General features: G+C 67.7%; 18 protein-coding genes. 3 read left to right on the top strand and 15 right to left on the bottom strand.

Features of this window, described 5'->3' with window-relative positions:
* Positions 1–23 precede the first annotated feature (23 nt).
* From LRS10_RS21930 to LRS10_RS21890, 9 genes are all read right to left on the bottom strand, one after another.
* On the bottom strand, positions 24–575 hold the full coding sequence (locus LRS10_RS21930) for a polysaccharide biosynthesis/export family protein (RefSeq protein WP_257839298.1): 552 nt from the start codon (positions 573–575) through the stop codon (positions 24–26).
* A 48-nt stretch (positions 576–623) separates the two neighbouring features.
* The gene (locus LRS10_RS21925; protein ID WP_257839297.1) at positions 624–1,400 is read right to left on the bottom strand and encodes a metallophosphoesterase family protein; all 777 of its coding nucleotides are present in this window, start codon (positions 1,398–1,400) and stop codon (positions 624–626) included.
* Between the two features lie 159 nt (positions 1,401–1,559).
* Positions 1,560–2,708 (bottom strand): glycosyltransferase family 4 protein, encoded by a 1,149-nt coding sequence (locus LRS10_RS21920; RefSeq protein ID WP_257839296.1) that lies wholly within the window; start codon positions 2,706–2,708, stop codon positions 1,560–1,562.
* 605 nt (positions 2,709–3,313) lie between these two features.
* Complete coding sequence (locus LRS10_RS21915) at positions 3,314–4,324, bottom strand: hypothetical protein (protein WP_257839295.1); 1,011 nt, start codon at positions 4,322–4,324, stop codon at positions 3,314–3,316.
* A gap of 5 nt (positions 4,325–4,329) precedes the next feature.
* A complete protein-coding gene (locus LRS10_RS21910) occupies positions 4,330–4,953 on the bottom strand; it encodes a sulfotransferase family protein (protein ID WP_257839294.1) in 624 nt (207 codons plus the stop codon).
* Positions 4,954–5,083: 130 nt separating this feature from the next.
* Entirely contained in the window at positions 5,084–6,559 is a 1,476-nt protein-coding gene (locus LRS10_RS21905; protein WP_257839293.1) for a calcium-binding protein, read from the bottom strand.
* Positions 6,525–6,734 carry a hypothetical protein gene (locus tag LRS10_RS21900; RefSeq protein WP_257839292.1) on the bottom strand — a complete coding sequence of 70 codons (210 nt, stop codon included), beginning with the start codon at positions 6,732–6,734 and terminating at the stop codon, positions 6,525–6,527. Before LRS10_RS21900 ends, LRS10_RS21905 begins: the two co-directional genes overlap by 35 nt.
* A 210-nt stretch (positions 6,735–6,944) precedes the next feature.
* Entirely contained in the window at positions 6,945–8,321 is a 1,377-nt protein-coding gene (locus LRS10_RS21895) for an HlyD family type I secretion periplasmic adaptor subunit (protein WP_257839291.1), read from the bottom strand.
* On the bottom strand, positions 8,318–10,048 hold the full coding sequence (locus tag LRS10_RS21890) for a type I secretion system permease/ATPase (RefSeq protein WP_257839290.1): 1,731 nt from the start codon (positions 10,046–10,048) through the stop codon (positions 8,318–8,320). Before LRS10_RS21890 ends, LRS10_RS21895 begins: the two co-directional genes overlap by 4 nt.
* 183 nt (positions 10,049–10,231) lie before the next feature.
* On the opposite strand from LRS10_RS21890, the gene LRS10_RS21885 reads away from it, so the two are divergent.
* Positions 10,232–11,041 carry a DUF6270 domain-containing protein gene (locus LRS10_RS21885; RefSeq protein WP_257839289.1) on the top strand — a complete coding sequence of 270 codons (810 nt, stop codon included), beginning with the start codon at positions 10,232–10,234 and terminating at the stop codon, positions 11,039–11,041.
* Here the strand turns inward: LRS10_RS21885 and LRS10_RS21880 are convergent.
* From LRS10_RS21880 to LRS10_RS21860, 5 genes are all read right to left on the bottom strand, one after another.
* A complete protein-coding gene (locus tag LRS10_RS21880; protein WP_257839288.1) occupies positions 11,001–11,537 on the bottom strand; it encodes a hypothetical protein in 537 nt (178 codons plus the stop codon). The genes LRS10_RS21885 and LRS10_RS21880 overlap by 41 nt on opposite strands.
* Positions 11,538–11,622: 85 nt before the next feature.
* Positions 11,623–12,195: a hypothetical protein gene (locus LRS10_RS21875; RefSeq protein ID WP_257839287.1), complete on the bottom strand. Its 573-nt coding sequence runs from the start codon at positions 12,193–12,195 to the stop codon at positions 11,623–11,625.
* Positions 12,192–13,217 carry a hypothetical protein gene (locus LRS10_RS21870; RefSeq protein WP_257839286.1) on the bottom strand — a complete coding sequence of 342 codons (1,026 nt, stop codon included), beginning with the start codon at positions 13,215–13,217 and terminating at the stop codon, positions 12,192–12,194. The genes LRS10_RS21875 and LRS10_RS21870 overlap by 4 nt, the downstream gene beginning before the upstream one ends.
* Positions 13,218–13,304: 87 nt before the next feature.
* Positions 13,305–14,834: a hypothetical protein gene (locus LRS10_RS21865; protein ID WP_257839285.1), complete on the bottom strand. Its 1,530-nt coding sequence runs from the start codon at positions 14,832–14,834 to the stop codon at positions 13,305–13,307.
* Positions 14,831–16,789, bottom strand: coding sequence for a hypothetical protein (locus tag LRS10_RS21860; RefSeq protein WP_257839284.1), 1,959 nt, complete (start codon positions 16,787–16,789; stop codon positions 14,831–14,833). Before LRS10_RS21860 ends, LRS10_RS21865 begins: the two co-directional genes overlap by 4 nt.
* Positions 16,790–16,921: 132 nt before the next feature.
* On the opposite strand from LRS10_RS21860, the gene LRS10_RS21855 reads away from it, so the two are divergent.
* Together LRS10_RS21855 and LRS10_RS21850 are read left to right on the top strand one after the other, a co-directional pair.
* A complete protein-coding gene (locus tag LRS10_RS21855; RefSeq protein ID WP_257839283.1) occupies positions 16,922–17,971 on the top strand; it encodes a sulfotransferase family protein in 1,050 nt (349 codons plus the stop codon).
* Complete coding sequence (locus tag LRS10_RS21850; protein WP_257839282.1) at positions 17,968–18,708, top strand: bifunctional 2-polyprenyl-6-hydroxyphenol methylase/3-demethylubiquinol 3-O-methyltransferase UbiG; 741 nt, start codon at positions 17,968–17,970, stop codon at positions 18,706–18,708. The genes LRS10_RS21855 and LRS10_RS21850 overlap by 4 nt, the downstream gene beginning before the upstream one ends.
* On the opposite strand, the gene LRS10_RS21845 is transcribed toward LRS10_RS21850, so the two are convergent.
* Positions 18,689–19,750 (bottom strand): hypothetical protein, encoded by a 1,062-nt coding sequence (locus tag LRS10_RS21845; protein ID WP_257839281.1) that lies wholly within the window; start codon positions 19,748–19,750, stop codon positions 18,689–18,691. The two genes, LRS10_RS21850 and LRS10_RS21845, sit on opposite strands and share 20 nt — an antisense overlap.
* Between the last annotated feature and the right edge of the window lie 281 nt (positions 19,751–20,031).

Here is a 20,031-nt window from a genome sequence, read left to right as displayed (position 1 = left end):
GGTGTCGGAATCAGGCGAGCGCTTCAGAAGAAGCGCTCTCGGACGCGGATCGTGTCGCCCGGCGCGATCGGAGTCGATGCGTCGACCGTGATCTCACGCTCCTTCTCCGTGCCTGCCCGGCGAACCAGCACCTTCCGCTGATTGGCCCGGTAGGTGAAGCCTCCTGCCGTCGCCACCGCGTTCATGATCGTGAGCCCATTCCGATAGGCATATTCCCCGGGCTTGTTGACCTCCCCCAAGATGAAGAAGGGCCGGTAGGTCAGCACCTCGGCAGCCACCCGCGGGTCGCGAAGATATCCATCCGCCAGCCGGGTGCGGATCGCGGCCTCAAGATCAGCCACGCTGCGCCCCGCCGCCGGCACGGCGCCGATCAGCGGGAAGGCGACGTCGCCCGACCCCGAGACCGCGAATTCGCCGGTGAGGTTCTCCTCCCCGAACACGATGATGCGCAGACGGTCGCCCGGTCCGAGCGTGTACTGGCCATCGGCAGACCCTGCGCCCAGCGGACCGTTCCCCGCCGATGACGGCGCTTGCGCGGCGGCCGTCGCCGCCGGTGCGAGCGCGAGCAGCAGCACCGCGAGGCAGAGGTTTAAGATTTTCAAGGTCCAACGCATGCTAAGTTCCTATTTCAAAGCGCTCGCCGTCTCAAGTTTGGCGGCGTGTGGTCCCTCGATCTCGACACGTCCTTGGGCGGCGACTGCCTGCCATAGGCGGCAGCCGTCATCTTCGATCACAGCCGCCGTCAGACGGCCGGTGGCATAGGCGCCAGTATCCAGGCCGATCCGCCGATGCGAGACCACGGCCTTTTCTTCCGGGGTATGACCGTGCACGATCGTCTTCGGCCAGACGAACTTGGCGCGCAGGAAGCTGTCGCGGATCCACATCAGATCCTGAGCGGACTGGTCTTCAAGCGGGACGCCTGGACGAGCGCCAGCGTGCGCGAAGAAGTAGTCGCCATACTCGGCGCAGTACTCCAGCTCTTCAAAGAAAGCTCGGTGCTCGCCCGGGAGGAGCTCCGCGAAGGCGGCGCGCGTCGCCGCCCAGCCGGCCTCGTCGCCGCGCGCGCTGGGCAACGGCGCCCCATAAGACTCAAGCGTGGCGCCGCCGCCGTAATCGATCCAGGTTGGACCCGCCGCGGGGTCCGCCAGGAAGTTCAACACCGTGTCGTCATGATTGCCGCGCAGGAAGCGCACCTCGCATCCGGCGACGCGGCGGAAGGCGAGCAGGCTGTCGATCACGCCGCGGGAATCGGGGCCGCGGTCGACGTAGTCGCCGAGAAACACGACCGCGCTGCGCCGAGATCCCCGCACCAGCTCGCCAATCACGTCAAGCAGCGGGCGCAGGAGATCATTGCGCCCGTGGATGTCTCCGACGGCGATCAGACGCCCGGCCTCGCCCACGCAGCGGGGCGGCGGCGCTTTCAAACGTCGTCTTAGACCAAACATTCCGTTGCCTGCAGTCCCCGGCCGCTCGCGAGCAGATGCCCGCCCCGCCCCATGTCGTCAAGCGCAGCAGGCCAAGGTGGCGCAAGATGACGCGGCGCTGTACGTTGGCAAGTCTTATGCCGCCTTGGCGACGAGCCGTTCGATCTGCGCCATGCGTCGCTCTGTGGCGTAACGAGCGTCGAACACAGCGCGTGCCGAGGACGCGAGCGCCGCATACCGTGCGGCGTCGTGGAAAAGAGGTGCGATGAGCCGCGCGACCTGATGGACCTCGGTGAAGTCTAGAGCAAAGCCGTTCGCGCCGTCCTCGACGACGCCCGGGATGCCGCCGGCCCGGGACGTTAGGGTCGGCACGCCGTAAGCGTGCGCCTCGATCAGAGCGATCCCCATCGCTTCAGCCCGGCTCGGCAGCACCAGGAAGTGCGCTTCAGCCAAAAGCTGTTCGAGGCGCGCCATGTCGGTCGGATCAGTCTTTCTCAAGAAGCCGAGCTGATCCACGAACGCGGGACAGGCGTCTGGAGCGAATGGCGTGGCGCCGACAACGGTCAAGGTGGCGTCCACGCCCGCGTCGCGTAGAGCCTGGGTCAGCGCCACCGCTATATCGCCCCCCTTCCGCCGCCAATCGACGCCTATGAACAGAAGTTTCGGTTTCGCGCCAAGGCGCGCAGCGATCTGCGCCTGAACCCGTCCGGCGTCCGGCGCGCGGGGCAGTCCGACCGGAAACGGCGCCAGGACAAACTTCTCCGTGGCTTCCGGATGGCGGGCGGCCAGCGGCTCCCGAACCCACTCTGAGGCGCAAAGCACCCATCGCGCCGATGACACCGCCTGAGCTTCGCGCGCCGCAACCTGCTGCGGATTGAGCACCTTGCGCCAGTAGCCCGGGAGATAGGCCTCATAAAGCGGCTCGGCCAGGGCGTCACACCAGTAGAGGACACAGGGGTGACGGGCGCACGCGGCGGTCACCGCATCCTGGCAGAACACCGCATCATAAGCGCCAGCGGTAATCAGCTGACGGATGCGCCGCCGCGTAATCTTGCTGTAGCTGTCGGTGTAACGGTGCATCAGGCGCCGCCCGAGGCCATAGGCTGCAAGCCGCGCGGGACTCAGGAGACGGCCAGCCAGCGCGGGCTCGGCCTGGGCCGCCGTCACCGCGTGGCCGCGTTCTCGCAGGTGCCGGACAGTCCAGTACGGAATGCCGGACCAATCCGACGCATTCTCCGGGTCGTCGCGCCCGAGGTAAAGGAACCGCAGCTTGCGTCCAGTCATGCAGGCGCCAGCCGCCATGGGGCCCCCCGACATCAAATCTTGTAACCCAAGCTGCGCGCTCTTCCAGCCGTATCGGCGCGCGTCGTCTCGAGGGCCCGCGGAAAGGCGATGTCACGCCGCGGCTCGGTCGCAGCAAGCCGCCAGACCGCTTTGAGCCAGAGGCGCCGTCTGCGCGCCTCAGCGCAGACTGCGAGATCGGCGATCATGGCGCCCCGTCGCCGAAGCGGATGCCTGAGCCGGGTCAAGAAGGTCGCCACCCTAGGCCTGAGGCTGGGCGTCCCCGCGATCAGCGTCCCAGGCTGTCGCTCGTCCTCAGTGGACATGCCGGGGTCCCGTCGTCGTGGTGGGTGATGGCCACCACACCTCCGGCGGATCATCAATAATGCGCGCCTCCCCCTCGTACCTGAGGGTGCAGCGGGGCAGGAGGGCGATCCAACGCCCGTCGCGCCAATAGGCCCGGGCGACGTGGGGCGCGTCCAGCCAGCCTACAAGCACAACGGTGCCGTCCTTGGGCGCCGAAGCGATCGGCTGATGAGGTCCTAGGCTCATGGCAGGCACGGCTCAAGGTTTGCACGAAGACGGGCGCAGGGCCGCCGCGACGTGACCTAGTAGGCGACGGACCATTCGTCCATCCAGGGCGAGCCCTTGGCCTCCTCAGCGAACCGATAGGCGAACCGGTGCTGGTTCTTGTCGAGGTAGGCGTAGTGTTCCTCGAACACCTTGGTGTTGATGTTCTCGGTGTCGCATTGGCACGTCATCGCCGGGCACGGCTTGGGACCGGCGAAGAAAACGATCTCGGGACTGTCGGCCAGATTGCCCAAAGGCTGCAGGTGCTGCGCGCCGCCACAGGAGAACACCACGCCCTCGGGATCAACGAACAGGTATTTGAAGCCGGCGTTGCAGAGCCCGGGACGTTTCAGGTTCAGCAGGAACTCCCAGTCGTGGCGCGAGTAGATCACCTGCCGAATGATCGCCCGCTCCGCCTCGGTATAGGCTTGCGGGTACATCTTGCCCTCGTGCTCGCCAATGAAGGGCTGCACGAAGTGGTCGACGCCTGCAGCTTCGAACTTGGCCTTAATCTCAGGCATCTTATGCAGCGACGGCGGATAGGCGACGCTCATTGTGGTCAGGTCGTAGTAGGTCCCCAGCTCCTGGGCCGCAGCGATCCAGGCGTCCTCGTTCTTGATCTCGGTGGGGTGATAGCTGGCCACCAACGCCACCTTCTCCTTCGGAATGCCAGCGAGGATCCGAGCGTACTGCTTCGGATGGAAGGAGAGGTTGGTGATCAAGTTGAGCACCTTGACGTTCTCGGAAGCGCCCAGCCGGCGGGCGCCCTCCACCAGCGTCTTCGAGATAAAGAACTCGCCGCCCACGCCGATGCGAATATTGATCGGGAACGGCAGTTGGCAGAGATTGTCGATAATCCGGAGGTAGCGCTCCTCATTCCACGGGCTCGGCCCACGGCCCTCCGGCGGCGCATGCCCCGCCACGCAATACGGGCATTTGTAGTTGCAGACCGGATAGTCGGTGAAGAAGCGCACATTGATTGTTTGCTGTGCGACGGGCGCGGCTGTGGGAGACCTTACAGCCTGCCGGGCGACAGGTTTGAAGAACATCCGGACTAGGCCTCCGTGGACGGCGCGTCGTACCCGAACAGTGCAATGTCCTCCGCAAAGCGACGGCGGACAGCCTCGAGGGTTTCGGCGTCGTAGTAGCTCATTGCGCTCTGGCGCGTTGATCTGTTCCGTACAGGTAATGCGGCCCGCGGCAAACCCAAGCGCTCGCAGACGCTGTCGAAATCCGCCTGCAGTCGTTCGAAACGCATGATGGCCTCGAAGTTGCTCGGGATGTCGGCGAGCGCTTGATCCGGTGCGTCCCGTAGATGCTCGACCATCGGAGGTGCGGTCTCCAGGAACGTCATAAAGTCGACCTTCGAGAAGGAGGTGACGCCCCTGTGAGGCGAGAAATAGAAGGAGATCGCGCGTTCCCAAGGATTGCGCACGCAGGCGAACTTGAACAGGGAGCGATAGACCTCGAGGGGCAGTTCCGTCCGGTAGGCGCTCAGCGGGCTGTGCTTAGAAAAGCCGAAGCCTGGCGTGACCAACTCGAACCGTTCCAAGCCGTCCTGATGGGGCTCACGGCAGACGATCTCATCTTCCGAATAGGCGCGCAGCACATTCTGCACCGAGTTCCCGCCGGTTTTCGGGACGTGGACAAATAAGAAGCGCCGAGCTTGGCCGAGCAACAGAGGTCCTCCACGCGGTAAGGCGGGGCGGCGGCGCTGGCGAACCGCCGCCGTCGCCGCGGAAACAGATCCAAAAACGAAAAGGGGCCGTCTTGCGACGGCCCCTCCGCTGTCTGCTGTCGAACGACGGTTAGATGATGTTCGACACGTCAATGTCGGCGAGCGTGCGGCCCACAAGGACCACAGCGTCGTCCGCGCCACCGGCCCCGTCCTGGTTGACGAAGACGATCACGTCGCCGCCAACCTGAACCGAGACGTAGGTGTACCCGTTGGTGGTCATTCGCGCGTTGGCCTCGGCTACCGCGGCGTCATAGGTGGCCGCCGTGGTTTCCAGGTAGTTCGCGTTCGTGGCCGCACCCGGGTTGAAGTCCAGCTTGTCGTTGGCTTCCCAGTCGCGGATCTGATCGATCGAACCCGCCGCCAGGCCCGACTCACCGCCCAGGATGCGGAAGGTGTCAGCGCCGCTGCCGCCGAACAGGATGTCCTGATCGCCGCCGCCGACGATGAGGTCGTTGCCTTCGCCGCCGTTGATGGTGTCACGGCCAGCGCCGCCGTCGATGCTGTCGTTGCCACCGCCCGCGGTGATCGAGTCGTTGCCCGCGTTGCCGAAGAGCACGTCGGCGCCGGCGCCGGCGGTGATCACGTCGTTGCCGTCGTTGCCTTCGGCATAGTTGTCGCCTTCGCCGAGGTCGATCACATCGTTGCCAAGCCCGCCGCCGATGCTGTCATCGCCCGCGCCGCCCGACAGCGAATCCGCACCGTCGCCGCCGAGAATGGCGTCATTGCCATCGCCGCCGCTGATGGTGTCGTTGCCGGCGCCGCCCAACAGGGTGTCGTCGCCAGCTTCACCGAAGATCTGGTCATTGCCAGCGCCGGAGTTGATGAAGTCGTCGCCCAGGTTGCCGTTGAGGAACTTGTTTCCACCGCCCAGCGCAACAATCGCGTCATCGCCCTGGCCGCCGAGGATCGTGTCCGCACCATTGCTGGTGCTGGTGATCGTGTCGTTGCCCAGGTTGCCTTGCAGGTTATTCGCCGAGGTGCCGCTGACGGTGATGACGTCGTTGCCATTGCCGCCGGCGATGCTGTTGGCGCCCGTGCCGCCGTTCAGCACGTCATCGCCGTCTTCGCCGAAGATCTGGTCAGCGCCGTCGCCGCCATTGACCGTGTCGTCGCCGAGGTTCCCGTACAGCAGGTCGTTGCCAGCGCCGCCGATGATGCTGTCGTCGCCTTGGCCGCCGTAGAGCCACGCCGTGCCGGTCGCCAGCGACGCCGAGATCGTGTCGTTGCCAAGGTTGCCGTGGGCGAAGTTGAAGCCGGCGTCGGCATTGGTGCCGTCGGTCACGTCGATCACGTCGTTGCCTTGACCGCCGTAGATCGAGTCAGCGCCGTTGCCGCCCACCAGGGTGTCGTTGCCCTGGTTGCCGTGCAGCAGGTCGGCTCCGTTGCCGCCCGTCATGCTGTCGTCGCCTTGACCGCCGTACAGGCCATCGGCGCCAGCGGTGCCAGCCACGGTGTTGTTGGCCGTGCTGCCGACGAACAGAACCGAGCCGTCGGAGAACACGCCGAGGTTGCTACGATCGGCCACCGCAGCGGTCGCGAAGCTCAAGGTCTTGCCACCGAAGGTGATTTGAACCGACGCGACGGTGGTCGCCGTCCGCCGGCACGTAGGTGACGGCCACCTGATTGGCGCGAGCCGCCGCGGTCGTGAAGACGATCACGTCGCCCGGGCCGAAGGCGGTGGCCTCCGCCTGCGTCATGTTTTCCCAGATATAGCTAGCCATAAGTCTCTCCAGTCAGTGTCACATGGACCCCGAAACGCCTGACCTCCACGGACTGGTGGAGCGATCCCGGCGGTCCCTTGCCCACACGCCATAGCAAGCTGCGGCGCAGGTTAGACGAGCCCGACCCGACACGTAACGGAAGCCTGCCAACCCTGCAACTCGAAAAACAACCGCCCGCGCCGTCGCCGCCGCCGTGTGGCCAACGCGCCGCTATTCCTCACGGAACGCGTCATGGAGGGTATCGGTAATCGGAGAGATCAGATACCCGAGCACCGTCCGTTGACCGGTGACAATGAGGGCCGTGGCGGGCATCCCGGGGGTGAGCTCGAGACCGCGCTTCAGCTTCTTCAGCTCAGCGGGCGGGATCTTCAGATCGACCCTGTAGAAGGCGACGCCCGTCTGCTCATTTGTCACGCGATCCGCGGACAGCACCGACACCTCGGCGTTCAGATCGTCATTGAAGCGCTGGTTCAGGCCGGTTAGCCGAACCCGCGCTGGCATTCCGACCCGGATCTGGTCGACGTCCTCTGGCTTGACCATGGCGGTCACGGTCATCGGAGAAGCGGACGGGACCACATCCATCAGCACTTCGCCGGAACCGACAATCCCGCCCGGCGTGAATTGCGTAAGATTGAACACATAGCCGTCGACAGGACTGCGGACGACGGTCTGGCTCAACGCTTGGCGCGCAGACGCGAGCCGGGGAACCGTGTCCGAGAGCCGAGTCTGGCTCTCCCGAAGGCCTTCGGCCGCTACCGACTGCCGCTCGCTCCGCAGCGAACCCAGCTGGATGCGCGTCTCACCCATCTGTTGGCGCAAACGAGCGATGTCAGCCATCAGTTGGCCCCGACGGCCGCCAAGTTCCGCCAGCGAGCGTTCATAGCGCAGGATCAGCGTCTTGGGGGCGTAGCCCTGCTCATTCAGCTTTCGGTAACCGGCGAGCTCTTCCTCGGTAAGCCGACGCTGCTCATTGATGGACTCGACCTGGGCCTGCAGCCCTTGAACCTGGGTCTCCAGCTGCTCGATCCGCTGGGCCAAAACCGCTGACTGGCTGTCGAACAGCTGCCGACGCGAGGTGAAGAGGAATTCCTGATCGCGCACCAGGGCCGAGACACGCGGCTCCGCCATACGCGCAGTGAGTTCGGCCGGGAAGTTAAGGGCGGCGCGACCCGTGGCTTCGGCGGTGAAGCGTGCGTTCTGAGCCAGCAGCGAATCGTACTGATTCTGGAATACGTCGACCGCCGCGCGCGCCTCGACATCGTTGAACAGGATCAGCGGCTGACCCGCGCGGATCAGCTGGCCTTCTCGAACCAGGATTTGGCGGATTGTCCCGCCCTCACGCGCGGCGCGCAGGGTTTTCCGATTGCTTTCGACCCGCACCTCCGCTGGAGCCGTGACGCCGCTGCTGAGCGGGGTCACCGCCGCCCAGAGCCCAAGTCCGATGACCAGCAGGCCGACAATCCAGGCGCCGAGCACGATCGGCTGCCGAAGCCGCTGCTGCAGGGCCGTCTCGCCGCCGTCCCGAGAACCGTCGGCGAAGACCGGCGCGACAAAGGCTGACCGCTTAGGGATCAGATCAACTTTCAACGGCTGCCCTCCACCGCACGGGGTTCGGGCGCTGGCTTCACGAGTCGCGCCATAACCTGGTCTCGCGGCCCGAAGAGCTCGACCCGCCCATCTCGCAGCACCAGCAGCCGGTCGGCAGAACGAAACACCCCCGGCCGATGCGAGATGATGATCACGGTAGAGCCTTCCGCCTTTAGCGCATCGATCGCCTTGACCAGCGCATCCTCGCCCTCGGCGTCCAAGTTCGCGTTCGGCTCATCAAGGACAACGAGCGCAGGCTGGGCCAGGACGGCCCGGGCGAGGCCGACGCGCTGACGTTGCCCAACCGACAGCACGACGCCACCTTCGCCGACGTCGGTGTCATAGCCCTTAGGCATGCGCAGGATGATATCGTGCACGCCAGCGAGGCGCGCGGCAGCGACGACCTGATCGTCCGTCACGTCATCGCGAAAACGCGCGATGTTGTCTCGGACGGTGCCGGCGAACAGCTCCGTATCCTGCGGCAGGTACCCGATGTAGCGGCCAAAATCGGCGCGGTCCCATGTGAAGACATCGGCGCCATCCAGCCGCACCACGCCCTGGAGCGGCTTCCAGATGCCCACCAGCAGGCGCGCCAGGGTCGATTTGCCCGCGCCCGAAGGGCCAAGGACGCCCAAGACTTCGCCGGGCTCGACGCTGAAGGTGACCCCGCTCAGGATCAGCCTGTTGGCGCCCATCGGAGCATAGTTCAGGCCCTCGGCGGAGAGCTTGCCGCTGGGCCGCGGCAACTGAGTTCCAGACGGCGCCGGCTCCGCCTTGGTGAGCAGGTTCTGAAGCCGCTCATGGGCGCGCACCATATTGTTGAGCGGCTCCCAGGCCCCCACGATCTTCTCGATCGGCTGCAAGGCCCGGCTTGCCAGGATCATGTTGGCGAACAGCATGCCGGTGTGGATCTTGCCCTTCAGGATCAAGTAGGCGCCGAGCGCGATGATCAGGACCTGCATGCCCATCCGGACGAACTTGATGAGGTCGGTGTACGCGTTGGAATATTCCGCAGCGACGGCGCCGCGCTCGATGGTCACATGCCGATGACGCGCCCAGGCCGCACCCAGCGTAGGTAGCATGCCCATCGCCCGAACCACTTCGCCGTTGCGCAGAGCGGCGTCTGTGAACGCATAGCTCTTGATCGCAGCCTCGTTGGCGTCGCGCATCGCGCCCTGCGTGGCGCGATGCTGCAAGATCGCCAGGACGAGGAGGACAGCCGCGCCCGCCAATGTCACCGCCCCCACGAGCGGATCGATGATGAAAAGGACGATCAGGAAGACCGGGATCCACGGCAGATCAAAGACGGCCGCCGCGCCAACGCCGGTGAAGATCTGGCGGAACTGGTCAAGGTCGCGCAACGCCTGCGTCCGCGCGCTCGCCTCGCCGCGCACTGCCGCGTCGAACAGGCTGGCGAACACCCGGCCCGATGTTCTCTGATCGAGCGCAACGCCGTAGTTGATCAACAGACGGGCGCGAACGTCGTCGATCAACCCCGAGATAGCGAAGACAAAAGCCGTGACCGCCGTCAGGACCCAAAGCGTCGCCTGGCTCTGGCTGACCATCACTCGACCGTAGACCTGGTAGGTGTAGAGCGGCAGCGCCAGATAGAGGACGTTCGACACCAGGCTGAAGGCGAACGCGGCCCCTGCCACCTTCTTGACGTCGGCGAGCGCGCGTGTCAGCGCGGTGTCGGGCTGGTTGGCGAGAAAGGTCAGAAATTTCATTGCGGCGCTGACCTGTTCCGTTCGGGCTGTGGCCACATAGTTCTTATCCAGCGGCCGTTGTGAACGCAGAACCGCGGTCGCTGTTCTCCAGCGCGCATCATCCGCGGGGCGGCTAGATGCGGAGCCCGTGCGCAGATGTCAACGTCAGCCCGCCGGCGCGCGGCGGACATAAGGGAAGCCGCCATGCCACGGATCGCCATCATTGGCAGCTGCATCACCCGGGATTTGTGGCCGATCCAAGGCGCCGCCGGGGACCACGCTCTCCTCTACGTCTCGCGCACCAGCCTGCCCAGTCTAGTGTCAGAGCCGGTGCGGGGGTTCCGCCCCGCGGCGACGCCGCCGCCTCCGCTGAAGGGGAACCAGCACAAGGCGCTCGTCGCCGACCTCGCCAAGACCGCGCTGGCGCGACTTGTGGCCTTTCGACCCACTCATCTGGTTCTAGATCTGATCGATGAGCGGTTTGACCTGATCTCGGTCGGCCGGTCGATCGTGACCCACAGCTGGGAGCTCGAAGCCAGCGGGTATCTTGAGCAGAAGGCCTTCCGCGGCGGGCGTCCGATCGGGCGGCTGTCCGCCGGGTGCCAGCGCCTCTGGACGGAGGCTGCGGGAGAGTTCGCGGCGCTCGTGCGCGCCACACCGCTCCGGGAAGCGCAGCTGGTCTTGCACGTCTCTCGCTGGGCCGACGAGGTGCGCGGCTCCGACGGCCGTCGACGGCCGCTGACCGACGTCGCCATCCTCGACGGTCGACCTGCAGACATCGGCGAACACAACGCGCTGCTGGAAGCCTATGAGGCGACGCTCACCGGGCTCATGCCGCCGATGGCGCGCCTCGACGCCGGCGGCCTACGGGTGGCCGACGCCGGTCACCGATGGGGGCTGAGCCCGTTCCACTTCACGCCTGAGTACTACGCCGAGATCTGGCGACAGCTGGAGGCGCTGGGCGTGCCCCAGCTCAGCGCTGCGCCTGCCGCGCCCAGTGTTCCAGCGGCGTGAGTCCGTCTTTCGCAAGCTCTGGCCGCGAGGCGAGATAGGCTGCCGTCGGGAAGCCCGGCCGCGCTTCGGTCACCCGCCAGGCTCCGCCCTGAAGATAGTCCACCAGCGGATTCACGCCGGGCTGCAGGCCGGCGCCGCGCGCTGCGACGTAGTGCGGCAGATCGAACCACGGCCCCGGACTGGCGCCCTCTTCCGCTCCGAAGGTGAGGAAGTGCGTCAGCGGCTCCTGCCCAGCCTCGGCCACATCCGGCCGGCGCTCAAGATACCAGTCGGGGTCGAACAGGGGGTGGGGTGACAGACCCTTGCGCCAACCTTCGCCAAGGTAGTGCAGAAGCGGCGGACTTCCTCGGGCGCCTCTGCCGGCCTGGCCGACGTACCAGCCGACGTCGAACAGCGGGTGGGGCGATAGGCCAGCCTGCCAACCTTCCCGCAGATAATGTCCCGCCGGGTCCTCTCCAGGGCGCAGCGACGGCGCCTGGGCGAGATAGTGGGGCACGTCGAACAGCGGATGCGGGCTGCGGCCGATGGCGGCGCCGCGCCGGACGTAATGCTCGAGCGGCGTGACCCCCGTCTGCGCGAGCTCACCGGCGTTGTGTCGGCGATACCAGGGGGTCGTCGAAGAGCGGCCGCGGGGCTCGGCCCTCGTAGCCCCCGGCCGACAGGTAGTGCACCAGCGGCGCGTCTCCACCCGCGGCGACGTCGGGGTTCTGCTCCAGATACCAGGCCTGATCGAGCATCGAGGGCGGCATGACCGCCGGGTTGGCGCCGCGCCGCGCGTAAGCGGCCATGTGGCGAAGGTCGAAGAGGGGCCGCCCCGTTCCTGTCCAGACGCCGCTGCGCGCGATCACCGCGGCCTTCCCGAAGGTTCCAAGGCGCAGCAGCAGCAGCTCCAGGCGTCGGTTCAGGCCCGCGCGGCTGCGAAGCGGCTGCTGCCGCATCCCCGCTGTATAGGCGGCCAGCGCCGCGGCCCGCAGCCGCGCGCTGAGCTCCGAGCGGATGAGCATCGCGTCGTGAAGCGCCGCGCTCAGTTCCGCGCGAACTACGGCCTCGCGGATCTGGGCGTCTTGCGCCACGCGGCGCAGGCCCGTCACCTTGCCGGCCACGGCGCGGGCCTTCTCCACGACGCGGAAGAGGGGATCGGCGGCGTCGCTCATGCGGCCTCGTGCTCAAGCCATTCGCGGAAAGTGCCGGCGCCGGCGGCGTAAGGATCCGGGTAGGCGGCCTGCAGGTCGCCACGCTCTCGATAGAGCAGTCGGTGGGCTCGCTCGATCGGCGCGCCGTCCGCATAGGTCCCATAGGCCCACCAGCGGTCGGGGATGGCGCTCTCGGTCGCCTGGGCGACCTCGCGCTTGTACCAGGACCAAATCTCGTAGACGGGGAAATTCGAGCCGGCGTACCGCTTGGTCATGGTGTCGCCCAGCGGGCCCAGCTTGGTGAAGTGCCAGAAACGCAGCGGGTGGCCATTGACGGTGATGGCGCCGTCCTTGCCGACGGCGACCTTGCGCTGGCTGAGGTTCCAGCTGGCCACGTTGTAGCCGGGGTCGCGGACCACCTTCACCTTGTCGAAGAGCGCGGGCACGTGGTCGCACCAGCGCTGGTCGACGAATAGGCCCTGCGGGATGTCGTCGTAGCAGTATGAGAGCAGCCGGTCGTTCCACCACTTGGCGAACCGCGCCCCCTCGCCCGTCGTGCGGATGGCCACGAAGCCTAGGTTATAGATGCCGGTGCGCAGCGTCGCGATGTCGTTGTCGAGGATCGCTTGAACGTCGTCGTTCGGGTCGATGAGGTGCGGCGTGAGCAGGATGTCGTCGGCCTGCAGCATGTCGAGCAGCGGATCGAGCGGGCCCAGCAGCGCCGTGTCCGGATCGAGGTAGATCACCACGTCCGCGCCCGAACTGCAGGCCCGGAGAATGTGGGGCCCTTTCACCGCTGTGCAGACCTCGACGATGTCGTGCTTGAACAGCCAGCCCTTGAAGTTCGGGATCCCGAGGTCCTGCGCCCAGACGATGCGGTCAAACGGCTCGTCAGCGACGTCGAAGGCGAACCCCGGCGGCGGCTCGTCGGTGATCAGGGCGACCAGTTCCCAGTCCGGATGGAAGCGGCGCAACGTCTTGAACAGCACCCGGGCGCGGTTCAGGTACGAGAACGTGAAGCTGGAATAGGCTTGGACTTTCATGCCTCGGTTCTCGCAGGCAGCAGGTCGGCGGTCATGCCGCTCAGGGTCAGATCGTAGTGCATCGGCCGCCGCCACGCGCGCGACAGCTTAGCCATGTCGGCCGATTCTGAACGCGGCCTCGACCGCCGCGTCGTCGGCCAGCACCGCCCCCTCGCCGCTGGCAGCGACCACGGCGGCCACGTTGCCGCTGTCGGGGCCGGTGACCACCGCGCAACCGGCGGCCAGCGCCTCGTGGACGGCGAACGAGAAGGTCTCACGCCACAGCGGCCACAGCAGAACGACGTCGATCTCAAGCTGCTCCAGCGCCTGCTGCATCGCGTTCGGCCCGCCGGCGGCGACGCGGACTTCGTGGAACTCGGCGGCGACGCCGGTGTCCTGCTGGGCGCCGAGATGGAAGAAGGCGTAGCGCAAATCGTCGGCGTAGCGGGTGACGAGGCGCTTGAAGAGCGGCCAGCCCTTGTGCGCGACAGGATAGCCGACGAACGCCACCCGCAACGGTCGCTCCGGCGGCGGGAGCGCCGCTGGGCCTCGCGGCGCGAGCTTCGCGTGGGGATGGACGAGGTGGCGGGCGGCGGGGAAGTCCCAGCGGGTCTTCCAGAAGTCTAGCGTCACAGCCGCCGGCGAAACGACAGTCAGCTCGAGGCCGCCGAACAGCTGCTCATGACCGACGAGATGGCGCGCACGCCACGGACCGAAGGCGCAGATGCCGCAGGCCGCGCTCTCCGGCGGCGGCGCGGCGCAGTCCTCGACGCCGTTGCGCAGCAGATTGTACCCGGCGCACAGGCTTGCGTAGTCGTGCAGCCAGAGGAAACCCGCCTGCAGGCGCAGCGCCGCCAAGATGTCCAGCGTCTCCGCCACGGAATGGCCGAGCAGGCTGTGGATGGCGAAGCTGCGATCGCGCGCATCAGCGCCGCAGATGTCGCGGAGGGCGGCCGACACGTCGGCCGGTGCGTACGCCCCGAGGTCCTGTCCGTTCAGCAGCACCCCGAGGGGGCCTTTCTCGCCGTCGCGCATGACCGGCCAGGGGGCGGCCGGGAAGATGTGCAGATGGTCGCGACCTTGTTCGCCGACGCGGGCGCTCTCGATCTGGAGGCAGAGCTGCACGCCGCCCACGTTGATGCGGTAGTCATCGTGACTGAAGGTCACGTGCAGGCGCGCGAGGCCCGTCCGCGCCCCGGCGAGCGCGGCGGCCAGGCGATCCGCGCCGCCCACGGGTCGCATCAGAGCCGCCTTGACCGATTCCTCGACCTGATCGTCGATCGGCCGCTGCCGGGCGAGGATGTCGTATCGGAAGCCGAGGTCCGGTCCCGCTTCGCGCCCCTCCCGACGCCCACGCCGCAGATAGTGGACGAACGGATTGACGCCGGTTTCCGCGACTTCCGGATACTCGTGAAGATAGCCCCGCACCGAGAAGTTCGGATTCGGGTCGCGCCCCTCCCGCCAGCCGTGCGTCAGGAAGTGGTGCAGCGGGTCGGCGCCGGCGGCGACGAGATCGGGGCTGAGCGCCAGATAGAAGCGGCGGTCGAACTCGGCGGCGACGAGCCGGCGGTCCGGGTGGAAGAGGCCAGCCACGCGGGTGACCACGCGGCGCATGATGGGCGGCAGGCCACGGATCATCGGCGCGGCGCCGCCTCGAACAAGTCGACCGTCAGATTGCTGAACGTCAGGTCGTAGAGGCGCGGTCGGCGTCTGGCGCGGCCGAGCTCGGCGATCGAGCCATCATCAAAGGCTTGGACCAGCGCCGTCTCGTCGGCAAGCACCCGGCCATGGTCGCCCTCGCGGACGAAGGCTTGGACATTGCCGCTGTCGGGGCCGGTGATCACGGCGCAGCCGGCGGCGACCGCCTCGTAGGCCGTGAACGAGAACGTCTCACGACACAGAGGCCAGACCAGCACGACATCGGCCTGCACAGCCTCGAGCGCCTCCTGCATCGCCCGCGGACGCTCCTCCGTGACGACCACCTCGCGAAAGTCCAGCGGGAGCCCGGGAATGGTGCGGCTGCCCAGGTGGAGGAAGGTGTAGCGGCCATCCGCCTCGTGATTCAGCACCAGATCGCGGAAGATCTCCCAGCCCTTATGAGCCGACGGCAGGCCGGCATAGGCGATGCGCAGCGGTCCGTTCGGGGGCGCCGGGGCCGGGCCGCGTTCCACCAGGGTCGCGTGCGGCAGGACCACCGTCTGCGCGGGCGGATGGACGTCGCTCGCCACCCACAGGTCGAGCGTTGGCTGCGAGGGCGCCACGACCGTCAGATCCAGCATCGAGAACAGCCGACGGTGAGCGTCGAGGTGGCGCATACGATGGCTGAAGTAGGAGCACACGTTGCAGGCGGGGCTGCCCGGCGGCGGGGCGGCGCAGTCCTGCACGTCGTTGCGCAACAGATGGTATCCGGCGCACAGGCTCGCGAAGTCGTGCAGCCAAAACCAGCCCGATCTCAGGCCCACCGCGCCCAGGATCTCGGCCGTCTCCTCAGGCGAATGACCGAGCAGGCTGTGGATGGCGAAGGTCCGGCGCCCGGGCTGCGCCTGGCCTGCCGCCGCCTTCAGGGCGCTCATCACCGCCTTCGGCTTGAAGAACCCGATCCGCTCGCCGTTCCAGAGCACGCCCAGCAGGCCGGGCTCATTCTTCTCGCGCACCACCGGCCAAGGATCGGCCGGATAGAGGTGCAGGTGATCCATGCCGAGCGCCGCCACACGCGCATCCTCGCGCTGCAGGCAGAGCTGAACGCCGCCGAGGTTGGCGGAATAGTCGTCGTGGCTGAAGGTCACGTGCAGGTTCGCGAGGCCCGACCGCGAATGCGCGAGGGCCTCCGTCAGCCTGGCCGGCGGAGCCGGCGCGCGCGCAGCCGCCCGGACGGCGACCTCTGCCGTTCGCACGGCCACTGGCCTCAGATCGGCCAGAAGCTGGTACCGGAAGCCGAGTTCGTTGCGCGCGATCCGCCCCTCCGCGCGGCCGGCGCGGATGTAGTGCACGAACGGGTTCACCCCGGCGGCCGCAATGTCCGGATAGGTGTCCAGATAGTCTCGCACGGAGAAGCGCGGGCTCGGATCGCGGCCCTCCAGCCAGCCGGTAATCAGGAAGTGCTCCAGAGGGTCCTGGCCGGCCTCCGCGACGTCGACGTTCGCCTGAAGGTAGAACTGGGCTTCGAACTCCGGCTCGATCAGCCGGCGCTCCTCGACCAGCTGCTCGGGCGACGGCCCCAGCGATTCGGTCGCCGCGGTCTCGCCCTTTGGCTGGAGAGCCTCGAAGCTCCAGCCGTTGCTGCGACGACTCAGCAGATAGCGCTCACCCTCGACCGACGGCCGCACCTCGCGCCCCTCGCGACGGCCGTGCGCCAGGTAGTGGAAGAACGGCTCCACCTTGGTCCGACGCACGTCCGGATGATCGTTGAGATAGGCTGAGGAGGAGAACCACGGCGCGGGGTCGCGCCCCTCGCGCCAACCCGTCTCCAGGTAGTGCTTGAGCGGGTCGGTCCCCGGCTTCGCCACGTCGGGATAGGCGGCCCGGTAGAACGCCGCGTCGAGGGCGACCGAGACGATCCGGTGGACTTCGTCGGCGGCGGCCGTCGCGGCCATGCGGCGCAAATTCCTTCACTTTGACGGGGGCTTCTCTGCAACAGAAGGTCCCGGTTATCAACGGGGGATGGTCAGGCGTCGCGGGCGCCGGCTTGCGGCGGACTGCGCACCTCCCTACACGCTGGGCGACAGATGACGACCCGAACCGCCTATCTCGTGCTCGGCATGCACCGGTCCGGCACCTCGGCCGTGACCCAGCTGCTGTCGCTGGCCGGCGCCGAACTGCCCGAGAACGTGATGCCGGGCGACGAGCATAACGAGAAGGGCTATTTCGAGCCCTGGAAGATCGCCCTGCTCAACGACGAGCGGCTGCGGGCCGGCGGCTCGGCCTGGGACGACGTCTTCGCCTTTCCCTACCGGCCCCTTCCTCGCAAGGACGAGCGCGCCTGGCTCAACCGCGCCATGGACCTGCTTGGCGAGGAGTTCGGCGACGCGCGCTTCCCGCTCCTCAAGGACCCCCGCGTCACCGTGCTGCTGCCCTTCTGGCGGACCGTTCTCGACGATCTCGACATCGGCGCCCGCGGGGTGATCCCCTTGCGCCATCCGCTCGCCGTGGCGGGATCGCTACGCCGCCGCGACGGTTTCGCCGAGCAGAAGTCCGTGCTGGTCTGGACGGCCTACATGCTGGCCGCGGAGGCCTACACCCGCGACCTGCCCCGCGCCTTCGTCAGCTACGACGCCCTGCTGGCCGACTGGCGCGCCCAGGTGAGGCGGGTCGAGGCCGCGCACGGCGCGCCGCTGCCGAACCTCGACGGTCGGGCCGCCGCCGAGATCGACAAGGCGCTGGCGCCCGACCTGCGCCACAACGCCGCCACCGGCGACCTCGCCGCCCTGGGCTGGCCGGGCGCGCTCGCGGCCAAGGTGCTGGCCTGGTTCGAGGCCGCCGCCCGTGACGAGGCCCCTTCGTCCGCCGTGCTCGACGAAGCCGCCGAGGAGATGTCCCGTCGCGCCGCCGAGATGGGCCCGCTCGTCTCGCCGGCGGCCCGCGACCTGGACGCCGCCCGCAGCGAGCTGCGCGACGCCAAGGCCAAGGTCGCCGTCCTCGAGGACACGCTGACCCGCGACCGCGAACTGCTGGAGGAGGGCTGGCGCTCGACCATCCAGCGGCTCGACCAGCACCGCGAGATGCTCATGGCCGTCGAGGCCCAGCTGGACTCGATCCTCGCCGAGGGCGACCGGTGAGCGCCCTCGAAATTCGTCTCGCCCGCTTTCCGAAGACCCGGCCGCCACTGCCGCCCAAGATCGCAGAGATCTATGCGCGCCAGTACGCCGAGAACCGCGCCGGCGAGACCACCGCCGCTTCGCTCTCGCAGCGCCTCGAGCAGTGGATGCACCGCCAGGTCGCAGCCGACGCTTCGCCAGCAAAGGCGACGCTCGAGCTGGGCGCCGGCAACCTGAACCAGCTGCCGTTCGAGCCGGAGGGCGGGATCTACGATATCGTCGAGCCGTTCGCTGAGCTGTTCGAGGACTCCCCGCGCCTAGCGCGGGTGAGGAAGGTCTATGCCGACGTGGCCGAGGTCCCCGGCGATGCGCGCTACGACCGCATCACGAGCGTCGCCTGCCTGGAGCACATTACAGACCTGCCGGTGGCGCTGGCGCGCTCGGCGAGGCTGCTGGCCTCCGGGGGCTCCTTCCGCGCCGCGATCCCGGCCGAGGGCGGCTTCCTGTGGAAGCTGGGCTGGTCGATGACCACGGGTTTGGAATTCCGCCTGCGGCACGGCGAGGATTATGGTCTGCTGATGGCCCACGAGCACGTCAACGAGGCCGCCGAGATCGAGGCCCTGTGCAAGGCGCTGTTCGAGCACGTCTCGGTCAAGAGCTTCGGCCTCGGCCGCCAGCTCTCGCTCTACCGCTTCATCGAGGCCGGAAAGCCGCGCCTCGACGTCGCCGAGGCCTGGCTTACGCGCTACGCCGCCTGAGCCGGGGGTCGAGCGCGACATAGACGGCGCCTGTGATCGCGGCCAGGTCCAGGAAGTACAGGTAGCGGTAGTCGCAGGCGAGCGAGATCACATAGAAGCTCGCTCCGAAACTCAGGGCCGACAGCATCAGCCCCGCCATCGCGATGTCGGCGGCGTCGCGCCGCAGCAGCAGGAAGCCGGTCACCGCCACCGCCAGCAGGGCGAAGGCCGGATGCGACAGGCCCGGGGTGTCCATCCACCAGGTCGTGTAGTTCCAAAGCCGGCGATCTTCGCCGTCGAGGCGGGTCTTGAGGCCGAGTTCGTCCATCAGCTTCGGCGGGCCGTCAACGCCCAGGTGGATCGGCAGGCACTGGTCGATGTCGGGGGTGGCGAACACCCAGCGGAACACGTCGAATCGTCGCTTTGCGTAGCCGACCGGGTCCTCGGTCAGCGTCTGCACCCACTGCTCAGCGATCACGCCGTCGCTGTAGCTGGTGATGGCCTTGCCGAGCGTCTTGGAGCCGAGCAGCGCGTCGACCCGGGTCGCGGAATAATACTTCGGCGCCTCCTGGCGGAGGTCCGCGGCCGCTTGCGGGTTGTCCGCCTCCAGCGCGCGCAGCGGCCGGTTCGGATCGGCCGCGATGGCCCCGGCCAGGTCGTAGCCTTGCAGCAGGCGCAGGCCCACGTCGCGGTTGACGCCCGGCGGGTCCTTCACCGGCGTCACGACGTCCAGGGCGGTCATGAACACCAGCGGCCCCGCAAAGCCCGCCGTCGCCCAGGCCACCGCCTTTCGCCAGCCGCTCTTTCGGGCCGTCCAGGCCAGCGTCACCGCCGAGAAGACCGCGACCAGAGCCCCGTTCTGCCGGAGCAGACACGCCATCCCGAGCAGCAGGAAGGCCAGGATCAGCAGCGCGAGCCTGGGGCGGAGCCGCTCCCAGCGCTTCACCGCGTGCGCCAGCGCCACGAAGCCGGCGATCGCGAAGTTCGCGAACAGCACGTCCTTCCACATGATCGCCTGGTAGAGCAGCACCTGGGGGGCCAGCATCGCGCCGGCCAGCACCACCGGTGCAAGCCAGGCGATCCGCCCCCCGCAGGGTCGGCATCGCCGCCCACGTCAGCGCCAACAGTCCCGCCGCGCCGGCCATGTACGCGACGGGTGAGCTCGGCGTGATCCGGTCGAAGGCCCCCAGGATCGAGGAATACATCGGCGGGCCGAAGACGATGCGGACGCCGCGCCGGCCCTCGGCGAGCGAAATCACCGAGTCCACCGACATGTGGCCTGGGTGGTTCAGCCGCAGGATCAGGAGATACCCCGCAGCCAGCACCCCGAACCAAAGGAGCGCG

This window comes from Phenylobacterium sp. J426 (genome assembly GCF_024699945.1).
Lineage (GTDB): Bacteria > Pseudomonadota > Alphaproteobacteria > Caulobacterales > Caulobacteraceae > Phenylobacterium.
The sequence above is the reverse complement of the archived record's forward strand: the minus strand, read 5'-3'. Positions and strand labels throughout refer to the sequence as shown.

Excerpts from the sequence above, each read along its gene's own strand:
- LRS10_RS21920 (WP_257839296.1), bottom strand. The coding sequence starts at position 2,708 with ATGACTGGACGCAAGCTGCGGTTCCTTTACCTCGGGCGCGACGACCCG.
- LRS10_RS21865 (WP_257839285.1), bottom strand. The coding sequence starts at position 14,834 with ATGATCCGTGGCCTGCCGCCCATCATGCGCCGCGTGGTCACCCGCGTG.
- LRS10_RS21900 (WP_257839292.1), bottom strand. The coding sequence starts at position 6,734 with ATGGCTAGCTATATCTGGGAAAACATGACGCAGGCGGAGGCCACCGCC.
- LRS10_RS21915 (WP_257839295.1), bottom strand. The coding sequence starts at position 4,324 with ATGTTCTTCAAACCTGTCGCCCGGCAGGCTGTAAGGTCTCCCACAGCC.
- LRS10_RS21870 (WP_257839286.1), bottom strand. The coding sequence starts at position 13,217 with ATGAAAGTCCAAGCCTATTCCAGCTTCACGTTCTCGTACCTGAACCGC.
- LRS10_RS21890 (WP_257839290.1), bottom strand. The coding sequence starts at position 10,048 with ATGAAATTTCTGACCTTTCTCGCCAACCAGCCCGACACCGCGCTGACA.
- LRS10_RS21875 (WP_257839287.1), bottom strand. The coding sequence starts at position 12,195 with ATGAGCGACGCCGCCGATCCCCTCTTCCGCGTCGTGGAGAAGGCCCGC.
- LRS10_RS21885 (WP_257839289.1), top strand. The coding sequence starts at position 10,232 with ATGCCACGGATCGCCATCATTGGCAGCTGCATCACCCGGGATTTGTGG.
- LRS10_RS21860 (WP_257839284.1), bottom strand. The coding sequence starts at position 16,789 with ATGGCCGCGACGGCCGCCGCCGACGAAGTCCACCGGATCGTCTCGGTC.
- LRS10_RS21855 (WP_257839283.1), top strand. The coding sequence starts at position 16,922 with ATGACGACCCGAACCGCCTATCTCGTGCTCGGCATGCACCGGTCCGGC.